28 protein-coding genes are annotated in these 24549 nt (G+C 70.2%); 12 read left to right on the forward strand and 16 right to left on the reverse strand.

The annotated features are described in order from the left end of the window. Window positions 1-6 precede the first annotated feature (6 nt). The 6 genes from AB0L53_RS14485 to AB0L53_RS14510 form a co-directional block, all read right to left on the reverse strand. Window positions 7-885: a tetratricopeptide repeat protein gene (locus AB0L53_RS14485; protein ID WP_363993320.1), complete on the reverse strand. Its 879-nt coding sequence runs from the start codon at window positions 883-885 to the stop codon at window positions 7-9. Window positions 886-902: 17 nt separating this feature from the next. After that, on the reverse strand, window positions 903-2342 hold the full coding sequence (locus AB0L53_RS14490; protein ID WP_363993321.1) for an aldehyde dehydrogenase family protein: 1440 nt from the start codon (window positions 2340-2342) through the stop codon (window positions 903-905). A 96-nt stretch (window positions 2343-2438) separates the two neighbouring features. Continuing rightward, window positions 2439-3374: a hypothetical protein gene (locus AB0L53_RS14495; RefSeq protein ID WP_363993322.1), complete on the reverse strand. Its 936-nt coding sequence runs from the start codon at window positions 3372-3374 to the stop codon at window positions 2439-2441. After that, window positions 3371-3775, reverse strand: coding sequence for a MaoC/PaaZ C-terminal domain-containing protein (locus AB0L53_RS14500; protein WP_363993323.1), 405 nt, complete (start codon window positions 3773-3775; stop codon window positions 3371-3373). The genes AB0L53_RS14495 and AB0L53_RS14500 overlap by 4 nt, the downstream gene beginning before the upstream one ends. Before the next feature lie 9 nt (window positions 3776-3784). Next, on the reverse strand, window positions 3785-4192 hold the full coding sequence (locus AB0L53_RS14505; RefSeq protein WP_363993324.1) for a MaoC family dehydratase N-terminal domain-containing protein: 408 nt from the start codon (window positions 4190-4192) through the stop codon (window positions 3785-3787). Then, the gene (locus AB0L53_RS14510) at window positions 4185-4946 is read right to left on the reverse strand and encodes a GntR family transcriptional regulator (protein WP_363993325.1); all 762 of its coding nucleotides are present in this window, start codon (window positions 4944-4946) and stop codon (window positions 4185-4187) included. The genes AB0L53_RS14505 and AB0L53_RS14510 overlap by 8 nt, the downstream gene beginning before the upstream one ends. 118 nt (window positions 4947-5064) lie before the next feature. On the opposite strand from AB0L53_RS14510, the gene AB0L53_RS14515 reads away from it, so the two are divergent. The 7 genes from AB0L53_RS14515 to pgeF are packed head-to-tail and all read left to right on the forward strand — an operon-like array spanning window position 5065 to window position 11113. Continuing rightward, a complete protein-coding gene (locus AB0L53_RS14515) occupies window positions 5065-6279 on the forward strand; it encodes a CaiB/BaiF CoA-transferase family protein (RefSeq protein ID WP_363993326.1) in 1215 nt (404 codons plus the stop codon). Then, entirely contained in the window at window positions 6276-6662 is a 387-nt protein-coding gene (locus AB0L53_RS14520; RefSeq protein ID WP_363993327.1) for a thioesterase family protein, read from the forward strand. Before AB0L53_RS14515 ends, AB0L53_RS14520 begins: the two co-directional genes overlap by 4 nt. Continuing rightward, entirely contained in the window at window positions 6659-7633 is a 975-nt protein-coding gene (locus AB0L53_RS14525; protein WP_363993328.1) for a tripartite tricarboxylate transporter substrate binding protein, read from the forward strand. The genes AB0L53_RS14520 and AB0L53_RS14525 overlap by 4 nt, the downstream gene beginning before the upstream one ends. After that, a complete protein-coding gene (locus AB0L53_RS14530; protein WP_363993329.1) occupies window positions 7630-8109 on the forward strand; it encodes a tripartite tricarboxylate transporter TctB family protein in 480 nt (159 codons plus the stop codon). The genes AB0L53_RS14525 and AB0L53_RS14530 overlap by 4 nt, the downstream gene beginning before the upstream one ends. Continuing rightward, on the forward strand, window positions 8110-9603 hold the full coding sequence (locus AB0L53_RS14535) for a tripartite tricarboxylate transporter permease (protein WP_363993330.1): 1494 nt from the start codon (window positions 8110-8112) through the stop codon (window positions 9601-9603). It abuts the gene before it with no gap. After that, on the forward strand, window positions 9600-10370 hold the full coding sequence (locus AB0L53_RS14540) for an enoyl-CoA hydratase/isomerase family protein (RefSeq protein ID WP_363993331.1): 771 nt from the start codon (window positions 9600-9602) through the stop codon (window positions 10368-10370). Before AB0L53_RS14535 ends, AB0L53_RS14540 begins: the two co-directional genes overlap by 4 nt. Before the next feature lie 35 nt (window positions 10371-10405). Beyond that, window positions 10406-11113, forward strand: a complete 708-nt coding sequence (pgeF, locus tag AB0L53_RS14545) for a peptidoglycan editing factor PgeF (protein WP_363993332.1) — start codon at window positions 10406-10408, stop codon at window positions 11111-11113. A 160-nt stretch (window positions 11114-11273) separates the two neighbouring features. Here pgeF and AB0L53_RS14550 read toward each other — a convergent pair whose 3' ends face one another. From AB0L53_RS14550 to AB0L53_RS14560, 3 genes are read right to left on the reverse strand one after another with little or no spacing between them, the layout of a single operon-like run. Next, window positions 11274-11621 carry a hypothetical protein gene (locus AB0L53_RS14550; RefSeq protein WP_357941060.1) on the reverse strand — a complete coding sequence of 116 codons (348 nt, stop codon included), beginning with the start codon at window positions 11619-11621 and terminating at the stop codon, window positions 11274-11276. 26 nt (window positions 11622-11647) lie between these two features. Further along, complete coding sequence (locus AB0L53_RS14555; protein WP_363993333.1) at window positions 11648-12856, reverse strand: ATP-dependent DNA ligase; 1209 nt, start codon at window positions 12854-12856, stop codon at window positions 11648-11650. Continuing rightward, on the reverse strand, window positions 12853-13575 hold the full coding sequence (locus AB0L53_RS14560) for a pyrimidine reductase family protein (RefSeq protein WP_363993334.1): 723 nt from the start codon (window positions 13573-13575) through the stop codon (window positions 12853-12855). Before AB0L53_RS14560 ends, AB0L53_RS14555 begins: the two co-directional genes overlap by 4 nt. A 191-nt stretch (window positions 13576-13766) precedes the next feature. Between AB0L53_RS14560 and AB0L53_RS14565 the strand changes: the two genes are divergently transcribed. Further along, a complete protein-coding gene (locus tag AB0L53_RS14565; protein WP_363993335.1) occupies window positions 13767-14171 on the forward strand; it encodes a hypothetical protein in 405 nt (134 codons plus the stop codon). Between the two features lie 104 nt (window positions 14172-14275). Here the strand turns inward: AB0L53_RS14565 and glgX are convergent, their stop codons facing one another. Both glgX and AB0L53_RS14575 read right to left on the reverse strand, forming a co-directional pair. Next, a complete protein-coding gene (glgX, locus tag AB0L53_RS14570; protein ID WP_363993336.1) occupies window positions 14276-16381 on the reverse strand; it encodes a glycogen debranching protein GlgX in 2106 nt (701 codons plus the stop codon). Between the two features lie 33 nt (window positions 16382-16414). Further along, window positions 16415-16840, reverse strand: a complete 426-nt coding sequence (locus AB0L53_RS14575; RefSeq protein WP_357642571.1) for an OsmC family protein — start codon at window positions 16838-16840, stop codon at window positions 16415-16417. A 152-nt stretch (window positions 16841-16992) separates the two neighbouring features. Between AB0L53_RS14575 and AB0L53_RS14580 the strand changes: the two genes are divergently transcribed. Further along, on the forward strand, window positions 16993-17550 hold the full coding sequence (locus AB0L53_RS14580; protein WP_363993337.1) for a sigma-70 family RNA polymerase sigma factor: 558 nt from the start codon (window positions 16993-16995) through the stop codon (window positions 17548-17550). Continuing rightward, on the forward strand, window positions 17550-18446 hold the full coding sequence (locus AB0L53_RS14585; protein ID WP_363993338.1) for a maleylpyruvate isomerase family mycothiol-dependent enzyme: 897 nt from the start codon (window positions 17550-17552) through the stop codon (window positions 18444-18446). The genes AB0L53_RS14580 and AB0L53_RS14585 overlap by 1 nt, the downstream gene beginning before the upstream one ends. 88 nt (window positions 18447-18534) lie before the next feature. Here the strand turns inward: AB0L53_RS14585 and AB0L53_RS14590 are convergent, their stop codons facing one another. Further along, window positions 18535-19881 carry an ankyrin repeat domain-containing protein gene (locus AB0L53_RS14590; protein ID WP_363993339.1) on the reverse strand — a complete coding sequence of 449 codons (1347 nt, stop codon included), beginning with the start codon at window positions 19879-19881 and terminating at the stop codon, window positions 18535-18537. A 193-nt stretch (window positions 19882-20074) separates the two neighbouring features. Here AB0L53_RS14590 and AB0L53_RS14595 point away from each other — a divergent pair, with 193 nt between their 5' ends. Together AB0L53_RS14595 and AB0L53_RS14600 are read left to right on the forward strand one after the other, a co-directional pair. After that, complete coding sequence (locus AB0L53_RS14595; protein ID WP_363993340.1) at window positions 20075-20779, forward strand: DUF1707 domain-containing protein; 705 nt, start codon at window positions 20075-20077, stop codon at window positions 20777-20779. 85 nt (window positions 20780-20864) lie between these two features. Continuing rightward, the gene (locus AB0L53_RS14600; RefSeq protein ID WP_363993341.1) at window positions 20865-21101 is read left to right on the forward strand and encodes a hypothetical protein; all 237 of its coding nucleotides are present in this window, start codon (window positions 20865-20867) and stop codon (window positions 21099-21101) included. 3 nt (window positions 21102-21104) lie between these two features. Here the strand turns inward: AB0L53_RS14600 and AB0L53_RS14605 are convergent, their stop codons facing one another. The 4 genes from AB0L53_RS14605 to AB0L53_RS14620 are packed head-to-tail and all read right to left on the reverse strand — an operon-like array spanning window position 21105 to window position 24488. Then, a complete protein-coding gene (locus tag AB0L53_RS14605; protein ID WP_363993342.1) occupies window positions 21105-21899 on the reverse strand; it encodes a sirohydrochlorin chelatase in 795 nt (264 codons plus the stop codon). Window positions 21900-21922: 23 nt separating this feature from the next. Further along, window positions 21923-22651: a phosphoadenylyl-sulfate reductase gene (locus AB0L53_RS14610; protein ID WP_225289346.1), complete on the reverse strand. Its 729-nt coding sequence runs from the start codon at window positions 22649-22651 to the stop codon at window positions 21923-21925. After that, window positions 22648-22818, reverse strand: coding sequence for an Insertion element protein (locus tag AB0L53_RS14615; protein ID WP_357941086.1), 171 nt, complete (start codon window positions 22816-22818; stop codon window positions 22648-22650). The genes AB0L53_RS14610 and AB0L53_RS14615 overlap by 4 nt, the downstream gene beginning before the upstream one ends. After that, the gene (locus tag AB0L53_RS14620) at window positions 22815-24488 is read right to left on the reverse strand and encodes a nitrite/sulfite reductase (protein ID WP_363993343.1); all 1674 of its coding nucleotides are present in this window, start codon (window positions 24486-24488) and stop codon (window positions 22815-22817) included. The genes AB0L53_RS14615 and AB0L53_RS14620 overlap by 4 nt, the downstream gene beginning before the upstream one ends. Between the last annotated feature and the right edge of the window lie 61 nt (window positions 24489-24549).

Genomic DNA, 24549 nt, shown 5'->3' on the forward strand with positions numbered 1-24549 from the left:
GACCTTTCAGGAGTCGCCGAACTCCAGGTCCAGTGCCCGGGTGAAGTCGGCCACCGCCTCCTCGTGCCGCTCCATCTCCTGCAGGACCTCGCCCCGCACCCGGTACGCCCAGATGTAGTCCTCGTCCAGTTCGATCGCCCGGTCCAGGTCCTTCACCGCTCCCTCGTTGTCGCCCATCTCGCTGAGCACCGCCCCACGGCTGCCCAGTGCCCGGTCGTTGTCCGGGTCGAGGTCGATGGCCCGGTTCAGGTCGGCCAGGGCCTCGTCGTAGCGGTCGACCATGCGCAGGGCCTCGCCGCGCCTGCTGAACGCCCGTACGTACTCGGGCTCCACCTCCAGCGCCCGCGTGTAGTCGTCGATGGCCTCGGTGTACAGGTGCATGCGCTGGTAGAGCTCGCCTCTGGCCAGCCACGAGTACGCCAGTTCCTCGTTCAGGGCGATGATCTTCGCGTGCTCCTCCAGCGCCTCGTCCAGGCGGCCGAGATCGGCGAGGGTGTCCGCCTTCGCCTCTAGGATCCACAGCGATTCGGGCGAGAGGGTGAGCGCGTGCTCGAAGTCGGCCATGGCCTCCTCGAAGCGGCCGAGCGAGGCGTACGCCTGGCCGCGCGAGCCCAGGGCGTACCCGCTGTCCGGCTCCAGCCGCAGCGCCTCGTCGAAGTCGGACAGCGCGGCCTCATAGCGCTCGATGATCCGGTGGCTCTCACCCCGCAGCCGCCAGGCTCGGGCATTGTCCGGCACGAGCGCGATCGACTCCGTAAGATCGGCGATGGCGGCGTCGTGTCTCGACAGCGCGATGTACGACTCGGCCCGGCTGCGCAGCACCGAGGCCCGAGACTGTGCGGCAGCCTCGGAAAGCTCCGGCTTTTCGTTGATCCCCTCGCTCATGATGGGAATCTATCTAACTAAATCTGGATGATGGCCGCCTTTTCCCGGGTGTATTCGAGGACCGAGTCGTGCCCGTAGCCGCTGTCCTTCACGCCGCCGAACGGCAGCCCCGGCGGCATCTGCCGGAAGGTGTTCACCCACACCGTCCCGCTCCGCAGATCGCGGATGAACCGGTGGGCGCGGCGCAGGTCACGCGTCCACAGACCGGCCGCCAGCCCGTACGGCGAGTCGTTGGCGATCGTCAGCGCCTCCTCGTCCGTATCGAACGGGATCGCCACCGCCACGGGTCCGAAGATCTCCTCCTGGCAGATGCGCAGCGCGTTGTCACCGGTCGTGTAGAGGGTGGGCGCCACCCAGTAGCCGCCGGGCAGATGCGGCACCACCTCGGTGCCCGCCCGGCCCCCGAACACCAGCTCCGCGCCCTCCTTCTCGGCCAACTCCAGGTAGGAGACGACGCGCTCGTACTGGCCGGCCGACACGATCGGGCCCATCGTGGTCGCCAGGTCGAGCGGGTCGTCCAGGATGAGGCTCTCCGCGATCTGCCGGGTACGCTCCAGCACCTCGTCCCAGACGGACCGGTGGACCAGGATCCGCGAACCGGCCACGCAGACCTGCCCGGCGTTGCCGGTGAAGATGGAGTTCACGGTGATGCCCTGGGCGGCCGCCTCCAGATCAGCATCAGGGAAGACGATGTTTGGCGACTTGCCGCCCAGCTCGAAGGTCATCGGCTTGAGCGAGTCGGCGGAGGCCCGGGTGATGGCCTGGCCGGTGGCCGTCGAACCGGTGAGGCTGATCTTGCCGACGCCCCGGTGCCGTACCAGGGCGTCGCCCACCTCCTCGCCCAGGCCGCTGACGATGTTCAGCACCCCGGGCGGGAACACCTCCGCCAGCAGCTCGCCCAGCCGCAACACCGACACGCTCGCCTGCTCGGCGGGCTTGACGATGACGGTGTTGCCGGCCGCGAGGGCGAAGGCGGCCTTCGCGGAGAACGTCGAGATGGGGGAGTTCCACGGGATGATGCAGACGGCCACGCCGTACGGCTCGCGCCGCGTCAGACCCAGGGCGTCGGGCCCCAGGATGACGGTGTCGCCCTTGACCGCGTCCAGGCACTGGCCCGCGGCGAGCTGCCACAGGTGCGCCATGCCCGGCAGGTCCTTCTTGAGCGTGTCGCGCAGGATCCTGCCGTTGTCGCGCGTCTCCAGCCTGGCCAGTTCCTCGGCGTGCTGGGCGAAGAGCTCGGACACCTTGCGCAGGAAGTGCGCCCTGCCCAGCGCCGGCATGGCCGACCAGCGGGGGAACGCCTCCTGGGCGGCCGCCACGGCCGCCTCGGCGTCCTTGGGGCCGCTCGCCGGGATCCTGGTCCACACCTCGCCGGTGGCCGGGTTGACGGAGTCCATGGTCTTACCGTCGGCGGCCGGGACGAGCTTGCCGCCGATCAAGTTGCGATAGTCAGCCACGTGGCCAAGCATATGCTTGCTTGCCTTGAACGGGCTAGCGGGCACGGGCTAGCGGGTTGGGGTCCCATGGGCGGACTGCCTTCGGCGGGAGGCTCGCTACGGCTGTGGGATGCCGAGGTCCGAGGGGCGTTGGGCTGGGGTGGGGTGCTTGGCGAGGTCGGGGTCGAGTTGTTCCAGCAGTCGCTGGACCAGGGCCGCCCGGCGTACGCGCTCCCGGCCCAGCTCGCGGGGCACCGCGCCGAGGTGGGCGCCGGACGGGTAGATGTTCGGCGCGTTCCGCAGGCCCATCTTCAGGTAGACCGGTGCCGTCGCCCGGACGATCTCCACCGCTTCGTAGAAGCGGACGAACCCGCCCTGGTCATCGGGTACCTCCAGATACAGGTCGATCGGCAGGCCGGTGGCGGCGCGGATCTCGGCCAGGTGCGGGACGGTCAGGTCGGTGCCGACGTTGAGCGTGCTCGCCCCGAGCCGTTCCAGGATCGTGGCGGTGGGGCCGTTGGTGAGCGGCAGGAGTACGGAGGTCTTCAGCACCAGGGAGGACGGGAGCGCGCCGTCGGCCTTCATCGTGGTGAGCACCTCCAGCGTGCCGAGATCGCCGACGAGCAGGCTGCGGATGCCCAGCTCGCAGGCCCGCAGCGCGTCGGCCACGCAGGCGGCGACCATCGCGTTGCCCCGGGCCGCGGCGCCGACCGCCTGGGTCACCTTGGCCTGGCCGCCGGTGTCCCAGGCGGCGCGCGGGCCGAGGAACAGGTTGATCTCGATGCCGCGCTCGGCGCCGATGCGCGCCATGCGGGTGATCTCCGCGTCCGACAGCATCATCACGCCGCTGCCCTGCGAGGTCCGGTGCACGGGTACGTTCAGCAGATCCGCCTCCGCGACGACGGCCTCCAGGACCTCCGGCCCCTCCACGCTGGGAATCTCGAACCGGTACGGAGCGCCGTCCGCGAACCGGGCCACGGAGGGGGCGGGGGCGGTCACCACCGGGTGCCCCAGGCGAGCCATCAGGGCGTGCAGGTCGGCAAGGGTGGTCATCGGTCAGCTCTCCTCGTAGATGCTCTCGACTCGTAGACGATCTCGGCGCGACCGAGAGTGGTGCGGCGGCCCTGGTCGTCCTCGCCCCACAGTTCGAGCTCCGCCCGCTCGCCGTCGGTCGAGACCACCCGGCCGCGGCACGTGTGCGGGCGGTCGCGGAAGTCCATGCCCCGGTAGCTGACCTCCAGTACGGCCAGGCGTCCGCGCCCGTCCAGCCATCGGGTGACCAGCCGGCCCAGGTAGGCGGCCTTGAGCAGGCCGTGGACCGCCAGGTCCGGGTGGCCGAGCGCGTGGGCGAAGTCGAGATCGTAGTGCATGTCGTAGAAGTCGCCCGAGGCTCCGGCATACTCCACCAGCCTGCGCAGCGTGGTGGTCTCCGTCAGGGGTGGGAGATCGGTCATGAAAGGCCCTTATTTCCGGATGCGGGTGCCGACGTGTCTGACCACCAGCTCGCCGTCCGGCCGGATGAACTCGGTCTCGAACGTGAGCAGCGCCATCGGCCCCGCAGAGCCGTACTTCTCGACGACGCCGGTGAAGCGCGGCCGGGACCTGATCGCGTCACCCGGCCGGAGCGGTGCGTGGTACTCGAACCGGTCCCCGCCGTTGAGCCATCCGTCGCCGTAGGAGGCGGCGGTGGGCAGCGAGGGCGGCTCGTCGAGGAAACAGGCGGTGAACGTCGCAGGCACCTCATCATCGGGCCCGGTGTCGAGACCGATGGCGTGCTGATACGCCGCCAGGTGGCGATGCTCCACCACGTCCTCCCGCGACGGCCCCGTCCACCCGATCGCGGCCCTGAGCTCCGCTAGACGATCACTCATTCCGTTCCTTCCTGAAGATCCTTCCCGAAGATTCCTTCCTGAGGCGGTGCAGCCAGGCCAGCGACTCGGGCGAGTGCCCGCCGACCTGGTCCTCGATGCCGTCCAGGAACGCCATGTCCCCGTGCGCGGCCAGCTCCCGGTGTACCTCCTCCGGATCCCCGGCCTCGATCACGCCCAGCAGGCGGCGGTGCCGGTGCCAGTCCTCGACCAGTGACTCGTCCGACGCCCGCGCCTGCCGGTTCATGCCCATGCACAGCAGCATCTGGAACTGGATCGACCGGTACGCCTCCTCCAGCCGCCGATGCCCGGACAGCCCGATCACCGAGCTGTGAAAGTCGACCGCCCGCTCCAGCACGCCCAGCCAGTCGCCCGCCTGCGCAGCCTCGCCGTGCTTGTGCAGCGCGGCGTGGCAGCGTTCGAGCCGAGCGGCGGAGCGGACCGGAACGCCCAGGTCCACGGCCATCCGCTCGAGTTCGCGGCGGAGTGTGACGATCTCGTAGATGTCGTGCAGCGTGAGCTGGGTGACGAAGGCGCCGCGTCGCGGCAGCTGGGTGATCAGCCCCTGCTGTTCCAGCACCCGCATGGCCTCGCGCAGCGGCGGCCGGCTGACGCCGAGTTCCTGGGTGAGCTGGTTCTCCACCACCCGATCTCCGGGGCGGAGTGTGCCGCCGAGAAGCATGCGCATCAACGCCTCGGTGGCGAGCTGGACCATACTGGGGGGTGCCTCGATGCGCATCGTGGTCTCTCTTGTCATAGGCGATCAGTGTCTGACGCCATAGTGCCGAAGAAGTTCCGGCCGAACCCTTGTCTAGCGGAGTTGTCTTCTGTAGACAATAGTCCATCCCCGGCCGAAGTGAGGTTTTTGTAACACTATGACTGCTCCGCTGTCAGGCATCCGTGTCGTCGAGGTGGGCGCCTTCATGGCCGCCCCGTTCGCCGCCATGCAGCTCGCCGACCTGGGCGCCGACGTCGTCAAGGTCGAGAACCCAGCCGGGGGCGACCAGGTACGGGCGATCGGCCCGTTCGTGGCCGGGCACAGCTCGCCGTTCGCCCGGATCAACAGGAACAAGCGCTCCGTCGCGCTCGACCTGAAGTCGCCGGGCGGCGTGGCGGCGCTGCGTCGCCTGGTGGAGACGGCCGACGTTCTCGTGGAGAACCTCCGGCCGGGCGCCATGCGCAGGCTCGGCCTCGGGTACGACGACCTCAAGAAGGTCAACCCCAAGCTCGTCTACGTCTCCGCCTCCGGCTGGGGACAGGACGGGCCGCTGGCCGGCCTGCCGGGGCTGGACATCATGGCCCAGGCCCGTGGCGGCCTGATGAGCGTGACCGGGCCGCCCGGCGGAGACCCCGTCAAGGTCGGCGTGCCCATCGCCGATCTGGTCTGCGGCCTGTACGGGGCGCTCGGCGCGGTCTCCGCGCTGCACGCCCGCGAGCTGACCGGTGAAGGCCAGCATGTGGACGTGTCGCTGCTGGAGTCGGCCGTGTCGTTCGCGATCTGGGAGGCGGGCAAGTTCTTCGCCACCGGCGAGGTCAGCGGCCCCCTCGGCTCCGCGCACCAGAGCACCGCCCCCTACCAGGCCGTCCGCACCTCCGACGGCTGGTGCACGGTCGGCGCCGTCACCCCCAAGACCTGGCACGGCTTCTGCGCCGCGCTCGGACTGACCGCCCTGCTCGACGACGACAGGTACGGCGACGCCCACGACCGGCACGGGTTACGGCACGAGCTGATCCCCGCCATCGAGGCCGTCACCACCACGCGGACCACGGCCGAGGTCGTGGCCGCCCTCGACGCGCACGGCGTACCGTGTGCCCCCATTTCCGACTACTCCCAGGTGTTCAACGACGAGCATCTGGACCGGCGGCGGTTCTTCTGGGACGCGGAACACCCCGGTATGGGCCCCGTACGCCAGCTCGGCTCGGCCATGCGCTTCTCGGCCACCCCCACGGAGCGCGGGGCCGCCGGGCCGCTGCTCGGCGCGGACACCGTCGCGGTGCTGCGCGAGTGCGGCCTGCCCGAGCAGGAGATCGACCGGCTGCTCGCCGAAGGCGTCGCGGCTCAATCCCCCACCCCCTTGGAGAGTTCATGAGTGACCAGCCGGCCCCTGGCGCGAGCGCCGTCCTCACCTGGGTCGTCGAGGAACGGCACTGCACCCGCCGCGGCGACTACGACATCTTCTCCACGCCGAACCTGGTCCACCTGCTGGAGGACGCCGCGATCGAGGCGCTGGCCCCGTACCTGAACGACGGCCAGGGCAGCGTCGGCAGCAAAGTGGACATCGCGCACGTGGCGCCCACGCTCAAGGGCGACTCGGTGACCGCGACGGCCACGGTCACCGAAGTGGACCGGCGGCGGGTCACGTTCGCCGTGACCGCCGAGGACGGCAACGGCACGATCGGCGCGGGCACTCACGAGCGCTTCGTCATCGACGTCGCCAAGTTCACCGCCAAGCTCGCGGAGCTCCGGTCATGAGGGGCGTACTTCCCAAAAAGGCCGTGGCGCTGCTGGCCGTACTGCTGGCGACAGCGTGCAACGGCAGCGGCGCCGCCGACGCCGGAGGGGCGTGGAAGCCGCGCGGGGACGTACGGATGATCGTGCCCTTCAGCGCCGGAGGCGGCAGCGACCTGGCGGGCCGGGCCATCGCGGGCGCGCTGGAGAAGGCCGAGCCGGGCCTGAAGGTCACGGTGGAGAACCGCGAGGGCGGCTCCGGCGCGGTCGGCTACTCGGCGTTGCTCGGCAAGAAGGGCAACGGCAGCTACCTGCTCGCCACCGAGAACGCCATCCTCTCGCTCCCGCTCAGCGGCCAGGTGACCTTCAGCCGCAAGGACTTCACCCCCATCGCCAAGCTGGCCGAGGACGGCGGCATCCTCGTGGTCAAGAAGGACGCGCCCTACAAGACCTGCGCGGACGTGGTCGCCGCGGCCAAGAGCGGGCGCGTCAGTGTGGGCATGTCCGGCGCGTACGGCGTGGACAACGTGATCTTCACGATGATCGAGCAGAAGACCGGGGTGAAGTTCCAGCGGGTGCCGTTCGAGTCGGGCGGCGAGCTCGTACCGGCCGTGCTCGGCGGGCAGATCCAGGTCGCGCTGCTGAACCCGGGCGAGGTGATCGGCCAGCTCAAGTCCGGCGACCTCCGGGGCCTGTGCGTGACCACCGACAAGCGCTACACCTACCCCGAGTTCGCCGAGCTGGGCACCGCCAAGGAGCAGGGCATAGATGTCTCGTACGTTCAGTTCCGCGGCTTCCTCGCGCCCGGCGGGCTGGACGAGCGGGAGGCCGCCTACTGGCAGGAGGCGGCGAAGGGCGTCGCCAAGACCGCCGAGTTCCAGAGGTGGCTCAAGGACAACTACCTGCAGCAGGCGGAGCTGTACGGGCCCGCGTTCGGCACCTACCTGGAGCAGCTCGACACCGCGCTCGCCCCGGTGCTGAAGAAGTCGTCATGAGACGCCTGGTCCAGGGGGAGGCGGCCGTGTGGGCGCTGCTGACCTGCCTGGCGCTGGGGATGGCGGCGGCCTCCTTCGGCTTCGGGATCACCAGGGAGGGCGGGCAGGTCGGGCCCGGGTTCCTGCCGCTGGTGAGCGGGGTGCTGCTCGCCGGGCTCTCCGCCGCCGCCCTGGTCGGGACGCTGCGCCGGACCGCTGCCGAGCAGCCGGTGGAGCAGGCGGCGCGGCGGCGGGTGCGGACGTTGTGGATCGTGTTCGCGATGCTGCTCGCGGCGCTGCTCCTGGTGCCGGTGACGGGGTTCCTGGTGGCGTTCGGGCTGCTGGTGTTCGCGGTGTCGGCCTTCGTCGAGCGGCGGCGGCCGGTGCCCGCCCTCGTGGTCGCCGTCGTCGCGACGCTGGTCATCTACGCGGTGTTCGTCCTGTTCCTGAACGTGCCGCTGCCCGGCGGCCCGCTCGGGATCGGAGGCGAGGGCTGAATGCTGGACAACCTGCTCATGGGGTTCGGCGCGGCGCTGACCCCGGCCAACCTGCTCTGGTGCTTCGTCGGCGTCCTCGCGGGCACGATCATCGGGCTGCTGCCCGGTCTGGGCTCGACGACGGGTGTGGCCGTACTGCTGCCGCTGACTCTCTCGTTCGAACCGCTGACCGCGCTCATCATGCTCGCGGGCATCTACTACGGCGCGCAGTACGGCGGGACGATCACCTCCGTGCTGATCTCCACGCCCGGCGAGGCGGCCAGCGTGGTGACGGCGATCGACGGCTACCAGATGGCCAGGAAGGGCCGGGCAGGCGCGGCGCTGTCGATCGCGGCCATCGGGTCGTTCGTGGCGGCCATCATCTCGCTGATCCTGCTGGTCGCGATGGCCCCGCCGTTCGCGAAGCTGGCTCTGGACTTCGGCCCGCCGGAGAACCTGGCCGTCATGGTGCTCGGCCTGGCGACCATCGTCAGCTTCTCCGGCGGCGCGCGGACACGCGGGCTGGCCATGGCGGTGCTCGGCGTGCTGCTGGCCACCGTGGGCGTCGACGCGGCGACCGGACTGCCCCGCTACACCTTCGGTGACGTGGACCTGCTGTCCGGCCTGCCGTTCGTCCAGGTCATGATCGGGCTGTTCGCCGTGGGGGAGGTGCTCTTCCAGATCAGGCAGGGCGCGGCCGAGCCCATCCGCGCGCGGTTCAGGGATCTGATGATCACCAGGGCGGAGCTGTCGCGGTCCAAGGGCGCCATCCTCCGTGGGAGCGTGATCGGCTACCTGCTCGGCTGCCTGCCGGGCGCGGGCTCCACGCTGGCCTCCTTCCTGGCGTACGGCGTGGAGAAGCGCGTCTCACGGCACAAGGACGAGTTCGGGCACGGCGCGATCGAGGGTGTGGCCTCGCCCGAGAGCGCCAACAACGCAGCCGCCAACGCGAACTTCGTGCCCACCCTCGCCCTCGGCATCCCGGGCGGCGCGACCACGGCGGTGCTGCTCGGGGCGTTCACGATGTACGGGATCCAGCCGGGGCCGCTGCTCTTCGAGGAGCAGCCGGAACTGGTGTGGGGACTGCTGGCGTCGTTCTTCATCGGGAACGTGCTGCTGCTGATCCTGAATCTGCCGCTGGCGCCGCTGTTCGCGCAGATGCTGCGCATCCCGTACGCGTACCTGTATCCGCTGATCCTGGTGACCAGTTTTGTCGGGGCGTACTCGATCGACAACAACATGTTCAGCGTTTGGGTGGTGTTCGCATTCGGTCTGGTCGGATATTTCATGAAGAAGTTTGATCTGCCGATGGCGCCGCTCGTGCTGGGGCTGGTGATCGGGTCGCTGTTCGAGAAGGCGCTGGTGCAGACGTCCGCGATGGGCGACGGCGACCTGACGATCATCTTCACCCGGCCGATCGCGCTCGTAGTGCTGGCACTCGCCGTCCTGCTGGCGGCCGGACCCGCGCTATCGAGGCTGGTCCGCCGCAAGGTTTCCGATAAGGAGAAGGTATGAGCGAGCTCCTGGTCTCGACCGACGGGCCCGTGCTGCGGGTCGTCTTCAACCGGCCGGACCAGCACAACGCGCTGACCTGGGGCATGTGGGAAGGGCTGCACGACGCCTGCGAACAGGCCGACTCCGACCCGGACATCAGGCTCCTGGTGCTCTCGGGCGCGGGCGGGCGGGCCTTCGTCGCGGGCACCGACATCTCCCAGTTCGCCACGTTCACCAGCGGCGAGGACGGGATCGCGTACGAGCGCAAGGTACAGCGCGTCATCGACCGGCTGGAGCGCGTCAAGGTGCCGACCGTGGCCGTGGTGCAGGGCTACTGCGTGGGTGGCGGGCTGGTCGTGGCCGCCGCCTGCGATCTGCGCCTGGCCGTACACGGGGCGCGGTTCGGCGCCCCGATCGCCAAGACGCTCGGCAACTGCCTGTCGATGAACACCTACTCGCTGCTGCTCCACCACCTCGGCCCCGCGCGCACGCTCGACATGCTGCTGCGGGCGCGCATGTACACCGCCGAGGAGGCACACGCGGCCGGCTTCACCGCCGAGCTCTGCGCGCTGGACGACCTTCCGGCACGGCAGGCCGAGGTGGAGGAGCGGTTGCTGGGGCACGCGCCGCTGTCGATGTGGGCCGCCAAGGAGGCGGTCAGGCGGCTACGCGTGGCGAACCTGCCCGAGGGGGACGACATCGTGGCGACGGTCTTCGGCAGCGACGACTTCCACGCGGCCGTCCCTGCCTTCCTGGCCAAACAGAAACCCCACTGGCAGGGACACTGACGGGGTTACCGGCGGGTGAGGCCTAAGATCGGGGCATGGAGCTGGCCCCCGGAGTGCATGTCGCCATCACCGATCGCCACGGGGGCGTGAGCGCCGCGCCATACGCGTCGCGCAATCTCGGCGGGCTGGTCGGTGACGACCCCGAGGCGGTGCGCGCCAACCGGGCGGGTGTCGCGGCCGAGCTGGGTGTGCGGGCCGTCGTGTTCATGCGGCAGGTCCACAGCGCCGACGTCGCCTACGTCAGCGAGCCGTTCGGCGCCGACGCGCCGCCGCTCGACGGCGTCTTCACCACCGAGCCGCGGCTGGCGCTCGCCTCGCTGGGCGCCGACTGCCCGGCCGTGCTCGTCGCCGACCCGGTCGCGGGCATGGTGGCCGCCGCCCACTCCGGCCGTCCGGGCACTGAAGCGGGCATCGCGACCGCCCTGGTCGAGGCGATGACGGCCAAGGGCGCGGCACCCGGTCGGATGGTGGCGCTGATCGGGCCCGGCGCGTGCGGCCGCTGCTACGAAGTGCCCGCCGACCTGCGCGAACGGGTCGCGTCCCGGGTGCCGGAAACCTGGTCGACCACCTCGTGGGACACGCCCGCGCTGGACCTGCGGGCGGGCATCGAGGCTCAGCTGCGTACGGCGGGCGTCGCCGACGTACGACACGACGCCCGGTGCACGATCGAGTCGCAGGAGCTCTACTCCCACCGGCGCGAGCAGCCAGGCGGCCGCTTCGCCGGCCTCATCTGGCTCACCTGACCACCGACCCCCCAAGCCTCGCACCTCCCCGGGACCAGCACCCCACCTCTGGACCAGCACCCCCGAGACCTGCGCCCCCTGGAAGCCGCACCCCCGAGACCTGCGCCCCCGGGGACCCGCGCCCCCGGGACCTGCGGCCAGGATCGGCCGGGCGGCTGGGTCAGCCCTTGCCGTTGCCGGAGAAGATCCCGTTGACGACGATGATCGCGAACCAGATCGGCGCTATCACCCACATCTCCTTCTGGCCCATGATCACGGCCAATGTCAGGAGCGTGCCGAGAGCCATCGAGACGATCGCCAGAGCCAGCCGTTGGCCGTCGGCCGGCCGCTGCAGTTGCTGCTTGGCCTTCTTGCCCTTGGGATCTGCGGCGGCGAGCCGCTCGTCGACCCGCCGGTCGACCTCCTGCCCCATTTTGTCGAGGAACGACTCGACTATCGCATCCTCGAAATCGGGACCGAGGTCCCGTCGGGCGCCCACCGCCGCCCGCAGCTCATCACCGGTACTCATATGTCGAGATATAACGGGATAAAGGGCTATCGGGCAAGGATATCGTCAAGGTTGTACAAAACCGGCCTCTCTAGCTGCTCGTACGTACACGATTCCGGCGTGCGGTCCGGCCGCCACCGCCGCCACTGCGCGGTGTGTCGAAACCTGTCGCCTTCCATCTGGTCATAAGCCACCTCGATCACCAGCTCCGGCCGGAGCGGGATGAACGACAGGTCCTTCTTGGCGTTCCAGCGCGACACCGCGCCGGGCACCCGCTGCCCGCCGGTGGCGGGCCCGGCCGCCGGCTGCCCGACGGTGGCCGCCGCCTGCTCGGCCCAGTGGCCCCAGGGATGCTCGCCCAGCTCGGCGATGTACGGCTTGAGCTCCTCGACCAGCTCGGCACGGCGCGCCATCGGGAACGACGCCGCCACGCCCACGTGATGCAGCCTGCCGTCGTCGCCGTAGAGGCCGAGCAGGATCGAGCCCACGATCGGCCCGGTCTTGTGCTCGCGGTAACCGGCCACCACCACGTCGGCGGTGCGCTCGTGCTTGACCTTGAACATCGTGCGCTTGTCGGGGATGTACGGCTGGTCGCCGGGCTTGACGATGATGCCGTCGAGCCCCGCCCCCTCGAACATCTCGAACCACTCGCCCGCCTGCTCGGTGTTGGTCGTGACCGGGGTCAGCCGGATGGACCTGCCTTTCTCCGGGAAGATCTGCTCCAGTCGCGCCCGCCGCTCACTGAACGGCGCCTCCATCAGCGACTCGTCGCCCAGCGCCAGCAGGTCGAAGGCCACGAACGACGCGGGCGTCCGCTCCGACAGCATCGTGACCCGCGACTTCGCCGGATGGATGCGCTGCTGCAGCGCGTCGAAGTCGAGCTGCGACCCCTGCGGCAGCACGATCTCGCCGTCGACCACGCACCTGTCCGGCAATTCCGCCCTGACCGCCTCGACCAGCTCGGGAAAGTATCGGGTGAACGGCCGCTCGTTGCGGCTGCCCAGATAGACCTCGTCACCGTCGCGGAACACGATGCACCGGAACCCGTCCCACTTCGGCTCGTAGAACAGCGTGCCGTCCTGCTGGGGCATCTTCTTGACCGGCTTGGCCAGCATCGGCGCCACCGGCGGCCGCACCGGCAGATTGGGCACCGGCTCCGGCTCCTCTGCGACCGGCGCCTTGACCGGCGCTTCGACCGGCTCCCCGGCTGTCGCCTCGACCGGTGCCTCGGCGGGTGGTTGGGTGGGTTCGGTCATGTCGTCGACTCCCTCGTGTACTTGCAGAAGAGGACCCCCTCCTCCTCCAGCACCTGGCTGAGCCGCAGCTCGACCTGTGCCGCCTCGCCGTTGAGAACGCGCGCCGCCCCGCCCCCGACCAGCAGCGGGCTGATCGACAGGCAGAGCTCGTCGATCAGGTCGGCCGCCGCGAGCTGCCCGTTGAGCCGGGGGCCGCCCTCGCACAGGATCCGCGTCAGACCGCGCTCGTGCAGCTCGCGTACGGCCACCGACATGTCGACCCGGTCGCCGCCCGCCACCACGACGTCGGCCACCCGGGCGGCCTCGGCGCGGAGCTCGGCGGGCGCGGCCTCGCACGTGATGACGATCGTCCGGCTCACGGCCTCGGTGAACAGCGGACTGCCCAGATCGAGGTCGAGCCGGCGGGTGACCACCGCCAGGGGCGGAGCCGGCGGCCGGTCCCCCCGCAACTCCTTCCAGGAGTCACGTGGCTTGACCGCGCCGTACCCCTCGGTGCGCACGGTCGCGGCGCCCGCCATGACCACGTCGGCCAGCCCGCGCAGGATCCGGAAGATCCGCCGGTCGCCCTGGCTGGACAGCCCACCTGACAGGCCCTTCAGCCAGGCGGCCCCGTCGGCGCTGGCGACCATGTTGAGGCGCAGCCACGGCCGGTCCGCCGGGTAGGCGTAGGCCTGCTGAATATCTGGATCGTCCTGAATGTCGGGATGGATACGACGCACTCCTCTACCTTGGCACACGCCTCCGACAACCAGCCGGCGAAGGACCCGCGACGACGGCGCTGCGGCCCCAGACAGGGGACTGGCCGCCCGGCCTGCGCCCAGGGATAGCACTTTGGCGTATCTAGGGACGTACGCAGCGTGACGCGCATAACGTGGCGGCAGGGGAATCGGGCACTTGAGGGGAGAGCCCAGTGGGGTTGGTCGCCGCTGTTACATGGCTGTTCACCGCGCTCGTGGGGATCTACCTGCTCTACCTGTGGCTGTCGGGGGGTGGGCTGCGGCAACAGGCGGCGAAAGTAACGCGCTTCCCGGTGACGCTGATCTTCTCCCATCCGGTGCTGGGGGTGTCGGCGCTGGCCTGCTGGGTGGCCTTCCTGCTCACGGGCAACCGCGTGCTGGCATGGACGGCGTTCGGGGTCCTGGCGGCGGCGGCCCTGCTGGGCTTCGTGATGTTCACCCGCTGGCTGGGCGCGGGCCGCCACGCGCGGGGCGCGGAACGGCGCTTCCCGCTCCTCGCGGTGCTGCTGCACGGTTTGGCGGGCGTGGCGACCTTCGTCCTGGTCATCCTCACGGCAAGCGTCGCGGGCCTGCTCTGAGGCCCCGGCTGGCGCCCGGCCGCCTCCACCGGAGGAGCGTCCCCTGGACGGACGCCGACCCTGTACGGCGGGTGGGGCCCACCGTGCCTGCCGTAAAAGAAATGCTATGAAAGCGGACGCTGGAGCACCTGCATGCTGCGGGAAGTCACCGTGACCTGGGAGGAGTGGGCGTATTCGCCGTCACAAACCCCCTTGTCATCGGTGTCCAGGATCGGCAGCCAGTGGTCGCCGAATTCCCCGCCCGGCAGTGTGAACGTCATGTCCTCATGGTGGGCGTTGATCAGCAACAGGAACGAGTCGTCCACGATCCGCTCACCCCGCGTCCCGGGCTCGGTGATCGCCTCGCCGTTGAGGTAGACCATCAGCGACTTGGCGTAGCCGATGTGCCAGTCTCCGGCCGTCATCTCCGTGCCGCCCGGCGTGAGCCACACCAGGTCGCGCTTGCCGTCGTCCGGGTGGCGGCCGTGGAAGAAGCGGCGGCGCTGGAAGACCGGGTGCTCGCGCCGGAGCCGCGACAGTTTGCAGACGAACTCCAGCAGATCGGACTCGGTGTGGATCTGCGACCAGTCGATCCAGGCGAGCTCGTTGTCCTGGCAGTAGGCGTTGTTGTTGCCCCGCTGCGTGCGGCCGAGTTCGTCGCCGTGGGAGAGCATCGGCACCCCCTGCGACAGGAACAGCGTCGTCAGGAGGTTGCGGCGCTGGCGGTGGCGGAGCCGGACGATCTCGGGGTCCTCGACGGGCCCCTCCGCGCCGCTGTTCCAGGAGCGGTTGTCGTCGGTGCCGTCGCGGTTGTCCTCGCTGTTGGCCTCGTTGTGCTTGCGGTCGTACGACACCAGGTCCGTGAGGGTGAAGCCATCGTGGCAGGTCACGAAGTTGATGGAGGCGACGGGCCGGCGGCCCGAGGAGGCGTAGAGGTCGGCGGAACCGGTCAGGCGGGAGGCGAACTCGGGGAGCGCCGAGTGGGTGCCGCGCCAGAAATCTCGCACTATGTCGCGGTATTTCCCGTTCCACTCCGTCCACAATGGCGGGAAATTTCCGACCTGGTAGCCGCCGGGGCCGACATCCCACGGCTCCGCGATCAGCTTGACCTGCGAGATGATCGGATCCTGCTGGATCAGATCGAAGAAGGCGCTCAGCCGGTCGACGTCGTGCAGTTCCCGCGCCAGCGCCGCCGCCAGGTCGAACCGGAACCCGTCGACGTGCATCTCCAGCACCCAGTAACGCAGGGAGTCCATGATGAGCTGGAGCGCGTGTGGCGACCGGACGTTCAGTGAGTTGCCGCAGCCGGTGTAGTCGAGGTAGTAGCGCCGGTCACCGTCGTGCAGCCGGTAGTAGGCCGAGTTGTCGATCCCCCTGAACCCCAGCGTGGGCCCCATGTGGTCGCCCTCGGCCGTGTGGTTGTAGACCACGTCGAGGATGACCTCGATGCCCGCCTCGTGCAGCGCCCGCACCATGGCCTTGAACTCCAGCACCTGCTCGCCCCGCGTGCCCGAACTGCTGTATCGGCCGTGGGGGGCCAGGTAGGCCATCGTGTTGTAGCCCCAGTAGTTGGTCAGCCCCCGCGCCACCAGGAAGTGCTCGGGCATGTACTGGTGCACCGGCATCAGCTCGACCGCCGTCACCCCGAGCGAGAGCAGGTGGTCGATGATCGCCGGGTGCCCCACGCCCGCGTACGTGCCGCGCTGCTCCTCGGGCACCGCCGGGTGGCGCATAGTGAGCCCCCGCACGTGCGCCTCGTAGATCACGGTCTCGTGGTACGGAGTGCGCGGCGGCCGGTCGTTGCCCCATTCGAAGAATGGGTTGATGACCACATTTTTCGGCATGAAGGGCGCGCTGTCGGCCGAGTTGAGCCGCGTCGGGTCGGTGAAGTGGTACGGGAACAGCGATTCGTTCCACGTCAGATCACCGTCGATCGCCTTGGCGTAGGGATCGAGGAGGAGCTTCGCCGGGTTGCACCGGTGCCCGTGCGACGGCTCGTACGGGCCGTGCACGCGGTAGCCGTAGCGCTGTCCCGGCGCGATGCCCGGCAGGTAACCGTGCCAGACGAATCCATCGACTTCCGGCAGATCCACGCGTTCTTCGGAGCCGTCATCGTGAAAGAGGCATAGCTCAACTCGCTCGGCCACCTCGGAGAACAGCGAGAAGCTGGTGCCCACGCCGTCCCAGGTGCCGCCAAGTGGATAGGGCTCGCCCGGCCAGACCTCGCGCATGTGACCCAATTGTCGCACGCGATCGCGGTCCCGCTAGAGGAGTTCGGCGTTGAGGCTGATCGTCGTGCCCGTCAACGCCTTACTCACCGGGCAATTCGCCTTCGCGGTTTCCGCCGCCTCCTGGAACTGCTCGGCCGTGATCCCGGGCACCTGCCCCTTCACGGTCAGGACGATCCCGGTGATGCCCTCACCAGGCTGGAACGTCACGTCCGCGCTGGTCTGCAGCGACTCCGGGGGAGTGCCGGCGCCGGCCAGGCCGTGCGAGAGCGCCATGGAGAAGCAGGAGGAATGAGCGGCCGCGATGAGCTCCTCGGGCGAGGTCTTGCCGTTGGCGGCCTCGGCCCTGGACGCCCAGGAAACCTCGAACGTGCCGACACCCGAGGTGTCCAGCGACACCGTGCCCGACCCGTCGAGCAGCGCGCCCTTCCACTGAGTGGTGGCGGTGCGAGTGGTGGCCATAGTGGTTGCTCCCTCTGGTCGTAGGAATTCCGACCCTATCGCGCGCCCGAGAAAGTTCTGCGGCTCGGTCATCCGTGTGCACATCTCCGGCGAATAATGACATGCTCGGGTCGCGGCGCACCCGCCGCCTTGGTCCGGATCACGGGAGTGTGGTGCCAGTGGAGGCACCGTACGACGACCGCCTGCTGCATCAGCGGGTGGTCGGCGGCGACGAGGCCGCGCTCGGGGAGGTCTACGATCGGCTCTCCTCGCTGATCTTCGGTCTCGCCCTGCGTGTCACCAGGGACCGGGTGATCGCCGAGGACATCACGCAGGAGGTGTTCCTGGTCTTCTGGGAACGGCCGCTGGCCTACGACCCAGATCGTGGCACCCTGCGCGCGTGGCTCGCCACGATCGCCCACCGCCGCGCGGTCGACCACGTACGGGCCGAGGAGCGCAGGCGCGTCTCCGCGCTGGGCCCCCGCCTGTACGAGCCCGAGCCCGCCAGGCTGGAGGACAACGTGCTCGCGGCCGACGAGGCCAAGCGGGTACGGCAGGCGGTGCTGGCGTTACCCGACGGCCTGCGGGAAGCGGTCGAACTGGCCTACTACGGTGGGCGGACATACCGCCAGGTGGGCGAGGAGCTGGGCGTGCCCGAGGGCACGGCCAAGTCGCGGATCCGGCTGGCGCTACGCCGCCTGGCAGACGCGCTGGCAGAGGAAGAGGTGTGATGGAGCCCGTCGAGCGTCTCTACCTGGACGCGCTGATGGAGGACCCGGCCGTACCGGAACGCTCCCTGCGGCCCCAGCTCCTGGCGGGGGCCAGGGCCCGGCGCCGGCCCGCCGCGCCCACCGCCCCCTGGGCGCAGCCGTACGCCGGGCGCGTCGCCGCCATGGATGCGCTGCTCGCCTCCGCCGTGGAGGACGACTGGTCACGGGTCATCGTCGAGGGCTGGACGCTTCAGGAGCTCGTCGCCCACCTCGCCGCCAAGGACGGCCTGCTGGCGGCCTCGGTCGGCGCCCCCGTACTGGGCCCGGCCATCGGCGCGAACGACTCGCTCAGCCGTACCGCCGACGTCCAGAACTACGAGCGGGCCCGCAGCCCCGAACAGACCAGGCGCGACTGGCGTGCCCAGGCCGACGCCCTCTGCCGCCACCTGGCCGACCTCGCCCCCGGCACCGCCGCGCACCTCGACGGCCTCGACGCGCCGGTGTCCGACCACATCCTGGCCCGGTGCCTGGAGACGTGGGTGCACGCCGACGACGCCGCACGTACCGGCGGCCTCCGGCTCCCCGACCCGATCCCCGAGCACATCCACCCGACGGCCGACCTGTGCGCGCGGCTGCTGCCGTGGACGATGCTCCTGTCCGGCCTGGACGGCAGCGGGCGCACGCTCTCGCTCACGCTGACCGGGCCGGGGGGAGGGGAGTGGCACGTTCCCCTCGGCGTGACGGACGCCGCCGACGGTGGCGGCGTCCCGGACGCGCACATCACGGCGGACGTGGTGGGGTTCTGCTTCCTGCTGGGCGGGCGGGGCGACCCGGGGTCCTTCCCCGCCGACCTCGAAGGCGACCTCGCCCTGGCTCACGACGTCCTCAACACCGCCCCGGCCCTTTCGGGCCCCTGACGCCCGCTTCTCCGCAGGCGGTCAGGGCCGGGTTGGTGTCACCACATCCCAAGGATCCGCGGCGTCAGGCCGGGTCCGTGCCACGTCCCTACTGCGCCTGGGTCTGGGTGACCAGGTCCCTGGCGTACTCGTCGTCGCTCTCCGCCAGCACCCGCTTGGCGCCCTGCTCGGCCCGCGGGTCGCCCCGCTCGGCGAGCCCGCGCGTGGCCTCCGCCACCGTACGGAAGTCGGCGTCGTCGAGACGGTCGGCGAGTGCCTCGCGGATCTGCGGTGTGTCGGCCTTGAGCGAGGCCAGCCCGGCCGTGGCCCAGTCGCGGACCTCCGCCTCGTCGTCCCGCGTCATGCTGATCAGCAGCTCCAGCCCCTCCTCATGGTCCGGCGGCAGCACGTCGGCCAGCGCGATCGCGTCGGTCATGGTGCGCCGGTGATCAGGACGGCCGATGATGTCGAGCACCTGCGGCAGCGCCCGGGGGTCGCCCTGGTGGCCGAGCGCTGCCAGTACCGAGCGGAGGACCTGCGCGTTGCCCTCCGTGGTGGCCATCTTCTGCAGCAGCGGCAGCGTCTGCTCAAGGTAGGGCTTGTCGTCGTCGGCGAACCCGAACTGGGCGATCGCGTCGACGCCGAACTCCCGCTCCCTGGCGTCCTCGCTCACGCACAGCCCGGCCAGCACCTCGTACGTCTCGTCGTCGGCCCGCTTGCCCAGCGAGTCGGCGACGATCCACCACGTCTCGGCGTCCTCGTCGGTGTCGCGGTGCGCCAGGGCCCGCGCCACGAGCTGGTCGGCCGGGGCGTGGACGCCGGTGACGTCCTCCAGCAGCGTCGCGATGGCGGCGTGGCCGCGCTGCGCCTGCACCTGCTCGGTCTGCTCGCCGTCGGGGGAGCGCCCGGCCACGGTGACGAGCTCGGTGCCGTCCTTGGCGAACTGGCGCGCCACGACGTACTCCCAGTCGTCCTGGCCGATCTGGTCGAGCAGCGCGCTCTCCAGATGCACGCCCACCCAGTCGACGGCGATCTCGTGCGGGGTGTCGCCGTCCCCGTCGTACTTGGCGGCGTCGGCCCCGCTGTCCAGCAGCAGGCGTACGACGCCCAGGGCGCCACGCCTGGCCGCCAGCGTGAGCGGCGTGTCGCCGACGTCGTTGGCGGCGTCGATCTCGGCCCCCGCCTCGACGAGCAACTCGGCCGTCTCGGCGTGCCCCTTGGCCGCGGCCCAGAGCAGCGCGGTCCAGCCGCCGCTCTCCCGGCCGTTTACGTCGGCCCCGGCGGCCAGCAGCAGGCCCGCTACCTCGGCCCGGTCCCAGGCGGCCGCCGCGCAGAGCGGCAACCCGTCTTCGTCGCCGGCGCTGGCCTGGTTGGGGTCGGTGCCACCGGCGAGCAGCTCGCTCACCTTCTCCGACTCGCCGTTCAACGCGGCCCGGTAGAGCTGTTCCTCATGCATGACTGGACCCTAGCTTGGATCGGGCTCCGGCCGTGTCAGCCCCTCGCAAGCGCGATGAGCAGTTCGCGAGGTGAGCGGTTCGCGAGGTGAGCGGTTCGCGAGGTGAGCAGTTCGGCGAGGTGAGCGGTTCGGAGTATGACTGTTCCTTCTCCGGGAGGATCCCGATCGTCCAGAAACGCGATATGTTGCGAGTATGACTGACCCTGGCGAGGTTAGGGCCTCGGACGCCGAACGTGAAGCAGTCGTGGAGCAGCTCCGCGTCGCCTCGGTCGACGGGCGGCTGACGCTCGTCGAGCTGACCGACCGCACGGAGGCCGCCTACACCGCCTCCACGCACGCCGAGCTGGCCATGCTCGTCCAGGACCTGCCCGCTTCGGGCGCCGCACCCGTGCCACCGGTTCATCAGGAGGGGCCTGCGCGCAAGCGGCGCTGGTTCGTCGGCGTCATGGGCGACTCCAAGCGGCGCGGCACCTGGCGGATCGACCAGGAGCTGGGGGCGGTCGCCGTGATGGGCGATGTGCTGCTCGACCTGCGTGAGGCCGAGGTCCGCACGAACATGGTCGACATCATGGCCGTCTCGGTGATGGGCGACGTGAAGATCATCGTTCCCGACGGCGTCAACGTGGACCTCGACGGCATGGCCATCATGGGTGACAAGCGGGTCGACGTCCTGGAAGCGGCGCCGGGCACCAACGCACCGGTCATCCGGGTGCACGCGTACGCGGTCATGGGCGACGTGAAGGTGATCGGCGACTCCCAGGCGCAACCACTGCGGCGCGGCCTGGCGGCATGGCGCGAGCAGTGGCGCATGCTGCACGGCGACGAGTGGCGCAGCATGCGCAGGCAGCTCCGCGACGACCACCGCAGCATGCGCCGCGATCTACGCCGGGGCTACTGACGAACCCATCGCCGCCATCAACGGCAGCGGGTTGATGTAGTCGCGATAGCGCACGACAAGTCCGTCACGCACCCGGATCACGGCGATGACCCGCTGGGTGAACGGCGCGCCGGTGGCGGCGGCGACCTGGCTCGACCGGATGAGCGCGGCCATCCCGGCCACTGACGCCGGGCTGCGGGCGGCGCTGATCAGCGCGATTATCCACGGGGTGGTGATCGATCGTTACCTGCTCAAGCTGAGCTCCCTGGCGGACGCTCCCGCCGACGACATCATCGCCCTCCTGCGGCCGTGCTTCGAAAGCTTGGCGGGCGAGACGCGCTGACGTCTACGAGGCCGCCGCACCGGCCGGGGCGCGGGCCGCGGTGTCATAGCGCTCCAGGAGCACCTCGGCCAGTTCAGGAGCCGGGCCGAGCACGTCGGCGACCACGTCGGCGCCCGCCTCAAGGGTGCTCCGCCGCACCTTGTCGGCGAAGTAACCGGGCGCCAGCAGGTACGGCGCGACGGCCACCTGGGGCGCGCCCGCCTCGCGGAGGAGCGTCACCGCCTGCGCGGGCGTCGGCTCGGCCGCCGACGCGTACGCCGCCGTCACCGCCCACCACCCTCCAGTGGTACGCGGGCCCGCGGACAGCCCGCGCGGGAAGCCCGTCGCCCGTGACCAGGAGCGGGCCATCCCGGTGACCACCGCGTTGGCCCGCGGATCACTCGAACCCGCTGACACGAGCACGACCGCGGTGTCCGGATCGCCCGGCGACACCCCGGCCTCCGCCAGCCTCCGTTCGAGCGTCGCCAGGAGCAGCGGGTGCGGCCCCAGCGTCGCGCCGTAGCGCACGCGCAGCCGCGGGTCACGCGCCCTGGCCTCGTTGAGCGCCGCGGGAAGGTCGACCCGGCTGTGGTAGGCCTCGGTGAGCAGCAGCGGCAGCACCACGGCCGCGTCCAGCCCGCTCAGCGCCTGCCCCAGGGACGGGGTCGCGTGGTCGAGGTACGCCGTGCGCACCGGCAGTCCGGGCCGCGCCAGCCGTACCTCGTCGAGCAGGGCTTCCACGGTCGCGGCGGCGCGCGGATCGCGAGACCCGTGCGCCACCGCGACCAGTGGGATGTCCTGGCCCGTCCCGTCTGCCAACGGGACGGGCCACATGCTGGGGGTTACAGGTGAATGCCGCATTCGACCTTCCCCAGCCCCGCCCAGCGGCCGCTGCGCGGGTCCTCGCCCTCCGCGACCTGGCGGGTGCAGGGGGCGCAGCCGATCGAGGGGTAGTTGTCATAGTGCAACGGGTTGATCAGCACCCCGTTGTCGGCCATGTAGTTGTCGACCTCGTCCTGGGTCCACCTGGCGATCGGGTTGACCTTGACCATCTGCCGCTTGGCGTCCCACTCCACGACCTTGGTGTCGGCGCGGGTGCTCGCCTCGTCGCGGCGGATGCCCGAGATCCACGCCAGGTACGGTTCGAGCGCCCGGTTGAGCGGCTCCACCTTGCGCAGGTAGCAGCACAGGTCGGGATTGCGGCCGAACAGGCGCGGCCCGAGCTCGCGTTCCTGCTCCTCCACCGTGCGTGACGGCTGCACATTGATCACATTGACGTCATAGACCTGCTGGACCGCGTCACGGGTGCCGATCGTCTCGGCGAAATGGAAGCCGGTGTCGATGAACAGCACGTCCACCCCGGGCTTGACCCGGCTGACCAGGTCGATGAGCAGCGCGTCGCTCATCGAGGAGGTCAGGCACAGCCGGTCGCCGAACGTCGCCGCCGCCCACCGGATGATCTCGCGGGCGGAGGCGTCCTCCAGGAAGACCGCGGCGGACTCGACGATGTCCTGCAGGTCGAGCGCGCCGCGTTGCTCTCTTAAACCGACCTCGATGTCGACGAGTGTCATATCTTCACTCCGATTCCAAGAAACTTCAGCTTGAAGGCGCGGGCGCAGGACCGGCAGTACCAGCCGCCGTGCGCCGCGGAGTCGGGGGCTTCGGGATCGCCCTCGTAGGGCTCGAGGTCCTCGTCGCCGCAATAGGGGCAGTGGAAGGGGACGGCTCGCGTGGTCATCGCAGATCCGCCTCGTCCGCTCGCTGCACCCAGTCGGCGAAGGCCTCGCCTTCCTTCTTCTGGGCGTCGTAGTGCGTCACGACCCGCTCGACGTAGTCGGGCAGGGCCTCGGCGGTGGTCTTGAGTCCGCGTACCTTCCTGCCGAAGCCGGGGTTGACGCCCATCGAGCCGCCCAGGTGGATCTGGTAGCCCTCGACCTGCTCCCCGTGCTCGTCCACGACCAGCTGGCCCTTGAGGCCGATGTCGGCGACCTGGATGCGCGCGCAGGAGTTGGGGCAGCCGTTGACGTTGATGGTGAGCGGCTCGGCGAAGTCGGGCAGGCGCCGCTCCAGCTCGTCGATGAGGTTGGCGGCGGTGGCCTTGGTCTCGACGATGGCCAGCTTGCAGTACTCGATGCCGGTGCAGGCCATCGTCTGGCGGCGGAACGTCGACGGGTTGACCTGGAGGTCGTTCGCCTCCAGCTCGGCGACCAGGGAGTCGACCTGGTCCGGCGCGACGTCGAGGATGACCATCTTCTGCTCGACCGTGGTGCGGACGCGGCCGGAGCCGTGCCGCTCGGCGACGTCGGCGATCACGTGCAGCTTGTCGCCGTCGAGGCGGCCGACCTTGGGCGCGAAGCCCACGTAGAAGTTGCCGTCCTTCTGCGGGTAGACCCCGACGTGGTCGCGGCGGGAGCCACGGGGCGCCTGGGGCGCGGGCCCGTCGGGCAGCGCCTCCTTGAGGTATTCGGTCTCCAGGACTTCCCGGAACTTCTCCACGCCCCAGTCGTTGACCAGGAACTTGATCCGCGCGCGGTGCCGCAGCCGCCGATACCCGTAATCACGAAATATCCCGATCACACCGGCCCAGACGTCCGCCACCTGCTCCGGCCGGACGAACACCCCGAGCCGCTTGGCGAACATCGGATTGGTGGACAGCCCCCCGCCGACCCACAGGTCGTAGCCCTTCTCCCCACTGGGCAGCTCGACACCCACGAACGCCACGTCGTTGATCTCGTGCACCGTGCAGTGCGACGGGCACCCGCTCAGCGCCGACTTGAACTTGCGCGGCAGGTTGGAGTAGGCCGGGTCGCCGATGAACCGCTCGTTGAGCACGTGGATCTCGTCGGTCGCGTCCAGCACCTCGTCGGTGTCGATCCCGGCCAGCGGGCAGCCCAGGATGACGCGCGGGGTGTCGCCACACGCCTCGGTGGTCGACAGCCCGACCGCTTCGAGCCGCGCCCAGATGTCGGGCACCGACTCGATCTCGATCCAGTGCAGCTGGACGTTCTGCCGGTCCGTCAGGTCGGCGGTGCCCCGGCCGTACTCGTTGGAGATCTCGGCGATGACCCGCAACTGCGGGATGCTCAGCTGACCGCCGTCGATCCGCACCCGCAGCATGAAGTAGCGGTCGTCCAGCTCCTCGGGCTCCAGGATCGCGGTCTTGCCGCCGTCGATCCCGGGCTTGCGCTGGGTGTAGAGGCCGTACCAACGCATCCGGCCCCGCAGGTCGGCGGGGTCGATCGAGTCGAAACCACGCTTGGAGTAGATGTCGATGATGCGCTGGCGGACGTTGAGGCCGTCGTCGTTCTTCTTGTTCTCTTCATTCTTGTTCAGCGGCTCCCGGTAACCGAGAGCCCACTGGCCTTCGCCGCGCGGGCGTTTGTGATGCCGGCTGGCAGGGGTGCTCATTGCGCGTCCTTCGGTTCATGGGCGCGCGCAGGCTTCCTCCCGCCTCATCATTGAGGGCAGG

This window comes from Nonomuraea sp. NPDC052129, from assembly GCF_040680095.1.
Taxonomy (GTDB): Bacteria; Actinomycetota; Actinomycetes; order Streptosporangiales; family Streptosporangiaceae; genus Nonomuraea.